We start from the raw sequence: 7,275 nt of genomic DNA on the forward strand, positions 1-7,275 counted from the left end.
CATTAATCTTCTGCTTATTCCACCCATTATTTCCTTACTGAAATATTTTCTTAGCCTTCGTTAAGTTTTAATCATCTTTCCCAAAATATTATTAAGAACTCAATCGGGGTTAAGATTAAAAAGTATTATTATAGGGATATGAGCAAATAGCCTGCCAATAGCCAAAGAAAAATCATAATTTTGAATTAATCACTTAATAACAGGTGGATAGATTAACAAAAGAAAAGAGCGTGAAAGCATGAGATGATTCGTCCGGCCTCAGCATTTGGTAGAACCTCCGTATGCTGAGGGGAGAATTTAAGAAAGAATCTAGAAGCCAGAAGATAGAATACAGAATATTTTTTATTCTGACTCCTGACTTCTGTCTTCTGTCTTAGGAATTAAATAGTATCGCGATTCTTCTATGGGACCTTGTGCGATAACGAGTCCACGGCTTTTAGAAGTGCGCCTATTGAAACGAAACGTAAATTTCTCTATGTACGACAGAGAGTGACGGCAAGTTTCAGGTATTTCATGCAATAGTCTCCTTTACAAACATGTTGCTTCACGTCATCGTTCCGATGGTTTTGCGAAAGCGGTTCAGCGAGACGGCGAAAAACACCGCGCCGATCGCCGCCAGCGCGAGGAACTGCGGCCAGACCACGCTGAGGCCGGCGCCGCGGAAGAGAATGGCCTGGCCGAGGGCGACGAAGTGGGTGCTCGGCATGGCCAACATCACGTTCTGCACGAACCCGGGCATGCTCTCGCGAGGGGTGGAACCGCCCGAAAGGAGTTGCAGTGGGAGCAGGATCAGTATCGCGAGCATCCCGAACTGCGGCATCGAGCGCGCCACCGTGGCCATTAGAATCCCCATCGAGGTGGTGGCGAACAGGCACAGCGCGGCGCCGGCCAGGAACAGCAGCACCGAGCCTTCGATCGGCACACGCAACACGCCCTGCACGACAAACACCAACGCAACGGCAGCAGCCAGCAGCACCACGAAGCCCATTGACCAGGTCTTGGCCAGCATGATTTCGCCCGGTGTAACCGGCATCACCAGCAGATGCTCAATGGTGCCGTGCTCGCGTTCGCGGATCAGCGCAGCGCCGGCCAGGATGATCGACAGCATAACGACGTCGTTGATGATCTCATTTAACGCGCCGAACCAGGACTGTTCCAGATTAGGGTTGAAGCGCACGCGGCGTGCAAGATCCACCGGTGGTGCGGCGCTGCTGCGATAGCGCTGAACAAGCTCATTGACTTCGCCCATCACCATCTGCTGGATGTAGCCGCTACCGGTGAAGGCCTGGGTCATGCGCGTGGCATCGACATTGAGCTGGATCGCCGGCGACTTGCCGGCCAGCACGTCGCGCTGAAAATCCGGCGGGATATCCAGCGCAAAGGTGTAGTCGCCGGCATCCATGCCGTCATCGATAGCAGACAGCGGAATCATCGCCGGCGGGTTGAAACGCGGCGGATAGAAGGCCGCAGCGATACGCCCCGACAGTGGCGAGCCATCCTCGTCCACAATGGCGATCGGCGCCTTGTGCAGTGTTTCCGGCATCGCCGTGGCCGCGACGTAGATCATCACCGTAAACATGAAGGTGATCAGCACGAGCATTATCGGGTCGCGCGCCAGACTCCACAGTTCCTTGATGCCCAGGCGGTAGATATTAGCGGCATGCGGCATGTTCAGACCTCCTGCTTCTTCAGCAGAATGATGGAAAGGCCCAAAATCACCGGCACCGCCAGCAGCAGCGGCCATAATGAGGCGTGCAGGCTGGAGAAGCCCAGCGCCTTGTTGAACACGCCGCGGCTGATGTTCAGGAAGTATGTGGCCGGATAAATGCGGCCGATGAACGCGCCCATGCCTTCGAGCGAAGAAACCGGGTTCAACATACCGGCAAACTGGATGGCCGGGATCATGGTGCCGATTATTGCCACAACCATCGCCGCGATCTGACTGCGCGTGAAGGCGGAAGCAAACAGGCCGACGCCGGTCGAAAATATGACAAACAGCAGCGCCCCCGCCGCCAGCGTCAGGAAGCTGCCCTTGACCGGCACGGCGAAAACCGTGACGGCCAGTAGCGTCATCAGGCCGAAGTTGAACAGCGCGAGCACGACATAAGGGAACTGCTTGCCGAGCAGAAACTCGCTGCGGGTTACCGGGGTAACGTAGAGATTGATAATCGAGCCCATTTCCTTCTCTCGCACAACAGAGAGTGCGGTCAGCATCGCCGGGATCATCAGCAACAACATCGGAATGACCGCCGGCACCATCGCCGGCAGGCTCTTAACGTCGGGGTTGTAGCGAAAGCGTGTCTCGATCGTTGCCGGACCTGATGCGGCGGACTGGCTGAGGCGGGGTTTTGCCATATCCAGCAACCAACCCTGGTGGATGCCCTGTACATAGCCTTGCACCGTCTCGGCGCGCTGCGGCATGGCGCCGTCCACCCAGGCGCCGACCTGCACGGCAGTGCCGCGCGCCACGTCCCGCGCGAAAGCGGGGGGGATCTCGACAGCCAGCGCGATTTCGCCCGCGCGCATGCGCCGGTCGAGATCATCGTAATCGGTAATCGGCGGGCGCTCAACGAAGTACCGCGAACCGGACAGGTTCAGCGCGTAGTTCTGGCTCAGCATGGTCTGGTCGTGATCGAGCACGGCATAGGTCAGGTTTTCCACATCCAGGTTGATGCCATAGCCGACGACGAACATCAGGATGACTGTTCCCAAGAGCGCCATGGTGGCGCGCACCGGGTCGCGCTTGAGTTCCAGCATCTCGCGCAGGCTGTAGCTCCAGGCGCGGTTCAGGTTGAAGGAGAATCTGCGCGTAGGCATAGCGGTTCGCCCCGCTGCAGGCAGGGCAGGCTTAGCTTCATTCACCGCCGGGGGCGTCGCCTCGCTTGCGCCGGCCTCCTGCAAGTAGCCGATGAAGGTCTCCTCCAGCGTGGCAGCGCCACTCTTGCTCACCAGTTCGGTAGGCTTGCCGGTAGCCAGCACGCGGCCCGCGTGCATGAGAGAGATGCGGTCGCAGCGTCCGGCCTCGTTCATGAAGTGGGTGGAGATGAAGATTGTGACCTGATCATTGCGCGCCAGATCAATCATCAACTGCCAGAGGCTGTCGCGGGCGATGGGATCCACCCCAGAGGTCGGTTCGTCCAGGATCAACAGTTGCGGTTTGTGCACCATCGCGACGGCCAGCGACAGGCGCTGGCGAATGCCCAGCGGCAGGTTGTCGGGCATGGCATGGAGCGCTTCGCCCAAGCCGAAATGTTCGGCCATTTCGTCTACCCGTACCGGGATGTCCGCTTCCGGCACCTGGAACAGGCGCGCATGCAGCACCAGGTTCTGGCGCACCGACAGTTCCGAATACAGTGAAAACGTCTGCGACATGTAGCCCACACGCCGGCGCGTATCGATATCTTTTGCATTGACCTGCCGCCCGAACAGCGAAGCACTTCCCTCGCTGGCCGGCAGCAGGCCCGTCAGCATCTTCATGGTAGTAGACTTGCCGCAGCCGTTGGAGCCGATGAATCCGAAAATCTCGCCCTTGTGAATGCTAAAATTGACGTGGTCAACGGCGACAAAATCGCCAAAGCGCATGGTAAGGTTTTTGGCCTCAATGGCAATTTCAGCGTTGCCTCCATCGGCAAGCGGTGGAATCGTCACTTCCCGGTGTCCGCGCCGTTTTTCCTCCGGCAGCAGGGCGATGAAGGCTGCATCCAGCGACTCGGCGCCGGTGCGTTCGAGCAGTTCGGCCGGCGTGCCGGTGGCCAGCACCCGGCCGGCATCCATCGCCGCCAGCCAGTCAAAGCGCTGCGCTTCGTCCATGTAAGCAGTGGCCACGATCACGCTCATGCCGGAGCGCTCAATGCGGATGTGCGAGATGAGGTCCCAGAACTGAGCGCGCGCCAAGGGATCGACGCCGGTGGTCGGCTCATCGAGGATCAGCAGGTCCGGGTCGTGAATCAGCGCACAGCACAGGCCCAGCTTCTGCTTCATGCCGCCGGAGAGCTTGCCTGCCGGACGCGGCAGGAACGGGAACAGGCCGGTGTTGCGGGTCAACTCGTCGATACGGCGGCGGCGTCCGGCGGCGTTGTGGCCGAACAGCCGCCCGAAGAACTGCAGGTTCTCCTCCACCGACAAAGTCGGATAGAGATTCTTGCCCAAGCCTTGCGGCATATAGGCGATATGGGGGCAGACATTCTTGCGATGGCGCGCGCCGGCCATGTCGCCGTCCAGTGCATGCACAGTGCCCTGTTGCACCGCACGGGCGCCGGCCATTAGCGACAGCAGGCTGGACTTGCCCGCGCCGTCCGGGCCGATCAGGCCGGCCATGCGCCCGGCCGGAACATCGAGACTCACGGAATCCAGCGCCAGGGTCTTGCCGTAGCGCAGACTGACTTCGTGCAGCTTCGCCACAGGCGGCGCAAGGTCGGCCGCGAAATTGCGTTCATTAATCATTGTGGTTTAACCTGCAAATGGGCCGGCCATTCTGCTTTGGAGTCCAGCCGGATATAGGCCATGCCGGGCAGTCCGGTCTTGACCTGGGTGATATACTTTCTAAGCAGATCCGGGGGAATCTGCGCCCGGACACGGAACATCAACTTCTGCCGTTCGCTCGCCGTCTCCACGGTTTTCGGGGTAAACTGGGCCACATCGGCAACAAACGACACCTTTGCCGGAATGACATACTTGGGAGCGGCGTCGAGTATCAGCCGCACCTCGGTACCGAGCGCGACCCGCCCCACCACAGCCGTTGGCAGGAAAAAAGTCATATAAACATCGCTCAGGTCAACCATATTCAGCACCCGGCCGCCGGCGCCGACCACTTCGCCGGGCTGAGCGACGCGGTACTGCACCCGCCCTTCACGGGGAGCCTTGAGGGCGCTGTCTGTTATATCGGCCTGGATGCGTTCGACGGTTGCCCGCGCGGCTTCGACGCCCGACTGCGCGCCGGCAATCCCGGCTTGCGCCGTTACGATGGTCGCGGCGGCGGCGGCAAGTTGGGCGCGGGCCGCGTTGACGGCGGCAACGGCACTCTGGACCCTCGCACTGTCATCATCAGCCTCCTGTTGCGAAGTCGCCGCTTCGGCAGCGAGGGTTAAGGAGCGAAGCGCGCGCTTCCGGGCCACGCCCAGTTCGGCCTCGCGCTGCCGGACCAGCGCCAGCGCCGCCTCTTTTTCGCTTCCGCGCTGGACCAATTGACTCCGCGCCGTTTCAACGGCGCTCTGCGCCTGTTTCAACTGCGCTTCGGCCTGCCGGCGCTGGGCTTCAAGTACTTCGGTATCCATCAACGCTACTACCTGTGCGGCGGCGACTAAGTCCCCTTCACGCACCAGAATATCCTTCAACCGGCCGGGTGTTTTGGCAGCAACGTCAATCTCGACTGCCTCAATGCGGCCATTGCCACTGACAAGGCCTTTGTTTTTGTCATCCTTGCCAAATATTTGCCAGGCGGCGACACCCAGGCCGCCAAGAATCAGTATCACTACGGCTATGATCAACCATTTCTTCTGTTGTTTTGTTATGGTCTTCTTAGACTCGGCTGAGGCTTCAGGCTTCGGCTCGGCTGCCTTAGCTTCAGGTTTAGGCTCGTTGGTCATGGTCCTCTCTCCATCGTTTCGTGGCACACGCAGCACCCTTTGAGTTATTGCCCTTTATGCGCAGTTCCACCGCCCAGCGCCGCATAGAGGTTCACACTGCTCCCGAGCAGCGCCCGTCGCACCTGCACCAGTGCCTGTTCGGCTACAAACCTGTCGCGTTCGGCATCGAGCACCTCCAGGTACGGCGCCGCGCCGTTCTGATAACGCAACCAGGCCAGACGTGCACGTTCTATTTGGGCCGCCAGGGTCGCCTGCTGAGCGGCAACCTGCTCAGTGAGCCAGTGACGCTCGGCCAGCGCGTCGGACACCTCACGGAAGGCCCCCTGAATCGTTCGCTCATAGTCGGCGACAGCCAGATTGCGGCGTGCTGCCGACACGTCGAGATTGGCCCGATTGCGCCCGCCATCGAAAATCGGCAGTGTCAAACTCGGTGAAAAACTCCAGATAGCACTGCCTGCAGCAAAGAGACCACTCAGTTCGGCGCTGGCAGTGCCGAAATTTCCGGTCAACACAATACGTGGGAAAAAAGCTGCACGGGCGGCGCCGATGTTGGCATTGGCCACCTTCAACTGATGCTCGGCAGCGAGTATATCCGGACGGTTAATCAGCAAGTCCGAGGGCAGTCCTACAGAAATTTCCCGCACAAACCCCGCTTCGATCAGGGACAGCGGCCTGGTCTCGAAATCGGTTAGGGGGACACCGACCAGAAGTGTCAACGCATTGCGGTTTTGATCCCGCTGGCGCATTAATGCCGCCAGATCGGCCCGCGCCTGATTTAAGAGCGTTTCAGCCTGGACTGCATCCAACTTGGATGCATATCCCACCTCATATCGTCGCCTCGCGATGCGATAGGAATCCTCCCGGGAGATAAGGGTCTGCTGTGCAATGGCTATTCGCTCGTCCAGTTCCCGTTCAAGGAGATACGTATTGGCAATCTGTTCTACCAGGCTGATGGCGACAGCGCGCCGGGCTTCTTCAGTTGCAAGGTAGGCTTCCAGCGCTGCTGTCGTGAGATTGCGCACCCGTCCCCAGAAATCAAGCTCCCACGTGTTGAGATTCAGGGTGGCCTCGTATTGGTCTGAAGTCACGGCGCTCCCGGTGTACGAAAGATCAGCCGGAACACGCGCGCGACTGCCCGTGGCGCCGGCGCTGATGTTGGGCAACCGGTCAGCGCGCTGGATGCCGTAGAGGCCACGGGCTTCTTCCACCCGCTGCACGGCAATTCGCAGATCACGGTTATTCACAAGCGCCTGAGCGATCAGTTCCCGGAGTCCGGCGTCTGTGAAAAATTCGCGCCAGCCAAGCTGCGCGATACCCAGAGTAGTCTGCGTTGCGGCACCGTTGACTCCCGGATAAACCGCCGCCGTGGGCAGGGCAGGCCGCTCATAAAAAGGGGACAGCGAACATCCGGCCAAAACCGTAATCAGTACTCCAAGTAAGATCTTTCGAGGTTTCATGTAGTTCCTTATTTGAACTTAGAGGCCTCGTCTTTGAAGGCAGTCTTGACTTCAATCCAGACGGTTTCTGCACCTGTCCATCATGGCAACCCCTTTCGTCAATCTTTTCTATGCTAAATCAAGTGGTGGAGTCAGGTAATTTTGTCCTTTGTTACAAGCCTGCCCCTTCTTATTTCTATCTTACGCGTAAAAAGATTTACTTCCGGAACCTGTCTTCAGGATTCACGCCCTCA

4 protein-coding genes and 1 pseudogene are annotated in these 7,275 nt (G+C 58.9%); all 5 read right to left on the minus strand.

Annotated elements, in window-relative coordinates:
• Window positions 1-420: 420 nt before the first annotated feature.
• A pseudogene (locus tag WC359_14125) lies at window positions 421-549 on the minus strand (IS1595 family transposase).
• Entirely contained in the window at window positions 545-1,669 is a 1,125-nt protein-coding gene (locus tag WC359_14130; GenBank protein MFA5401583.1) for an ABC transporter permease, read from the minus strand. The pseudogene WC359_14125 and the gene WC359_14130 overlap by 5 nt, the downstream one beginning before the upstream one ends.
• Before the next feature lie 2 nt (window positions 1,670-1,671).
• Entirely contained in the window at window positions 1,672-4,443 is a 2,772-nt protein-coding gene (gene rbbA / locus WC359_14135; GenBank protein ID MFA5401584.1) for a ribosome-associated ATPase/putative transporter RbbA, read from the minus strand.
• Entirely contained in the window at window positions 4,440-5,510 is a 1,071-nt protein-coding gene (locus tag WC359_14140; GenBank protein ID MFA5401585.1) for an HlyD family efflux transporter periplasmic adaptor subunit, read from the minus strand. Before WC359_14140 ends, rbbA begins: the two co-directional genes overlap by 4 nt.
• Window positions 5,511-5,629: 119 nt before the next feature.
• Window positions 5,630-7,042 carry an efflux transporter outer membrane subunit gene (locus tag WC359_14145; protein ID MFA5401586.1) on the minus strand — a complete coding sequence of 471 codons (1,413 nt, stop codon included), beginning with the start codon at window positions 7,040-7,042 and terminating at the stop codon, window positions 5,630-5,632.
• Window positions 7,043-7,275 lie beyond the last annotated feature (233 nt).

Source organism: Dehalococcoidia bacterium, assembly GCA_041653995.1.
In the GTDB taxonomy this organism is placed as follows: Bacteria; Chloroflexota; Dehalococcoidia; order GIF9; family UBA5629; genus CAIMUM01.